The organism is Sphingobium psychrophilum (assembly GCF_012927105.1).
In the GTDB taxonomy this organism is placed as follows: Bacteria; Pseudomonadota; Alphaproteobacteria; order Sphingomonadales; family Sphingomonadaceae; genus Sphingobium; species Sphingobium psychrophilum.
Genome location: NZ_JABBFV010000062.1, coordinates 1 through 2,589, shown reverse-complemented (window position 1 = coordinate 2,589; position 2,589 = coordinate 1). Strand labels below are relative to the sequence as shown.

General features: G+C 59.8%; 3 protein-coding genes. 1 reads left to right on the top strand and 2 read right to left on the bottom strand.

The features are described from left to right. Positions 1-30 precede the first annotated feature (30 nt). Both HHL08_RS25110 and HHL08_RS25105 read right to left on the bottom strand, forming a co-directional pair. Entirely contained in the window at positions 31-2,100 is a 2,070-nt protein-coding gene (locus HHL08_RS25110) for a recombinase family protein (protein WP_037487473.1), read from the bottom strand. Continuing rightward, positions 2,087-2,272: a hypothetical protein gene (locus HHL08_RS25105; RefSeq protein ID WP_037487474.1), complete on the bottom strand. Its 186-nt coding sequence runs from the start codon at positions 2,270-2,272 to the stop codon at positions 2,087-2,089. Before HHL08_RS25105 ends, HHL08_RS25110 begins: the two co-directional genes overlap by 14 nt. Before the next feature lie 70 nt (positions 2,273-2,342). Here HHL08_RS25105 and HHL08_RS25100 point away from each other — a divergent pair. Next, on the top strand, positions 2,343-2,589 hold a 247-nt coding region (locus tag HHL08_RS25100), incomplete at its 3' end, for a hypothetical protein (protein WP_158636712.1).

The window sequence follows — 2,589 nt, the reverse complement described above, 5'->3', positions numbered from 1 at the left end:
GCAACGACCGATTCATACTACACCTCCTCTTCAAATGTCCGGAAACAGGGACTTTTGGTTTTCCATTTTGATGCGACACGGGCCTCTGTGACGCGGGAACTGGGTCACTTCGTCCTTTTCCAGGTCCGTGGCTCGGATTTGGTGCGGCGCATCGGGTACAACTTGCTCGGTAGGGAGCACGCCCTCCTTGATCAGTCGACGGACCCGATGGGCAGTAACCCCAAGCTTTTTGGCGGCTTCGGTCAGCGTGAGCCACTCTCCATTCTTTTCGGCGGATCGGTAGCCGTGGATTTTGTGGACAGTGCGCAGCGAGCCGACACGGCGCGCTGTCCAGGTCTTGCCTTGTCCGGTTTGCATTCCCATCCGGTTGAGAGTGGCGGCAATGTCTGCATCGGACCACCGGGTGGCCATGGAGCGGATGATGGCAAGGGCGGCTTCGGGCGTACTCTGGCCATGTTCGCCTGCTTTGGGTTTGCGAATGCGCAGCTGAGAATGTTGGCCACCTTTCCAGTGGATCGTCAAAATGACTTCACGTTGCTCTTCATCGACATCAGCGATGATATCGGTCACGAGCGTGCGGAGGAGCTGCTGACGACAACGCATGTCGACGTTAGGCGAGCGCCAAGCGGTCTCCAGGTCGGTGGCAATGCCAGCAAAATCGGGCGCCGGCGCGGCCAGATCGATTTGTCGCGCTTGGGCCAAACCCGCTTCATAGGCTTCAACACGCCTGAGCGCTGCTTCCCAGCTATTCTCAAGTTGGGCAGCGATCAGGCGGTTATCAGGGTCGCAGGCAGCATAGCGACGTTCAGCGAGAGATGCCTCGTATCGGGCTTGCTGCAAGTCCAGCTCCACCATGCGGTGCCGTTCTTCCAGATTATCCCGATGCGCCCGATCAGCTTCCATTGCGGCCTCGATCGCCATCGGCGTCACGGCTCTCAATATCTCTTTGCCTATGGCAGGGTCGATGCGAGATGCGCCAAAAGTCATGCATCGTGGCTTGGCCAGCATCTGGTTGATACGTTCGCAGCGGTAATAGGGATGACCCGGAGGCCGGCCCGAATAGACAACGCCCAACCGTCTTCCACATCGGCCGCAGGTGAGCAGGCCCGCGAGCAACGCGCGGCCACCACGACCCGACTTGATGCCGCCCTTCTGTCCGAACGCGTTGACGGCGATATGGCTCTGGTTCCTCTCAAACTCACTCCAATCGATATAGCCTTCGTGATGATCCTGGAGCAGCACTTCCCACGTTCCAAAGGGCTTGCTGTGGCCGTAACTTTTGCGTGCCCTGCCATCGACAATCTCGGTTCGCTTCTCGCTTTTACCATAGACATAGACCCCAGCGTAGAAGGGGTTCTTCAGGATCGAAATAACGCTTCGATAGCGAACCGGCACCCAGTCGAAGGACACCGTTTTGCGGCCGTCAGAAGGGCGGGGAAAATGGAAATTGTCAGCTGTCAGCGAAATCAGCACCTGGCGGGCGCTGCCAAGCTCGCGGAAACGCGAAAAGATGAGGCGGATCGCCTCCTGTACCCGGATATCGGGATCCAGCCCCAGGCCGTATTCGCGGTGCCAGATATAGCCGATCGGAACACTGAGGCGCAGTTCTCCCCGCCTTGCCTTGGCGCGCGCCGCGTCAAGCATGCGTGTTCGCAAAATGCCAAGCTCAAACTCGCTGATGCTGCCCTTCATGCCCAACAACAATCGATCGTTTGGTCGACAGGGATCGTATACCCCGTCGAGATCGATCACGCGCGCTTCAACCAGGCCACACAGCTCCAAAAGGTGGTGCCAGTCCCGGCCATTACGGGAAAGGCGCGATGCGTCCAAGCAAAGCACCGCGCCAACCTTGCCCGTGCACAGGCCGCTGACCAGTCGTTCGAAACCGGGGCGGTCGACAGTGCCGCTGGCGGTCCGACCAAGGTCATCGTCGATCACCTCGACATCGTGAAATCCCCAGCGTCGCGCAACATCGACAAGCTCATATTGTCGGCGCTGGCTCTCCAGGTTGTTCTGGACCTGACCCGGGGTCGACTGTCGGACATACACCACAGCTTTGCGCTTGAGCACCGTGACTGGAAGGAGATCATTGCCCGTCATCGCTGGCCTCCTTCGCCGCGACGCCGGCTGCGGCCATCAAGAGGGTCGCCAGCCTGGCAACAACGGCGCTTCGCTGCGCCTCGCTCAGGCCTCGCATCTGCGGCGTATCGAGCGGCATGCTCAGCTGCTGGGTCAGCATCGGTAGCGACGAGGGTCGTGGTAGTGCCTTCATGGCGCGCCTCCTGGATGGCCGTGAGTCCATCCGTCGAAGTCTGCCTGAAACCGCGATCGGTAAGCAGTCCATGAAGCTCTACAAGCCCAATCACCGCAACGCGCGGTTCGCCCATCTCCATGTCGGCGCACAACGCCCTGTCCAGCATCCACTCTGCGACCTGGATGATCTCACCCGGCCTGATCTCTACCCGGATGATCGCGCCATTGGCCCGGTCCTCGCGGCCTTCATGCCGAAAACGACCGCCGTAATATGGATGCCAGCGATAATGAAACTCTACCATCTGCCCGACATGGGCAGAATGACCCTGCGATGGC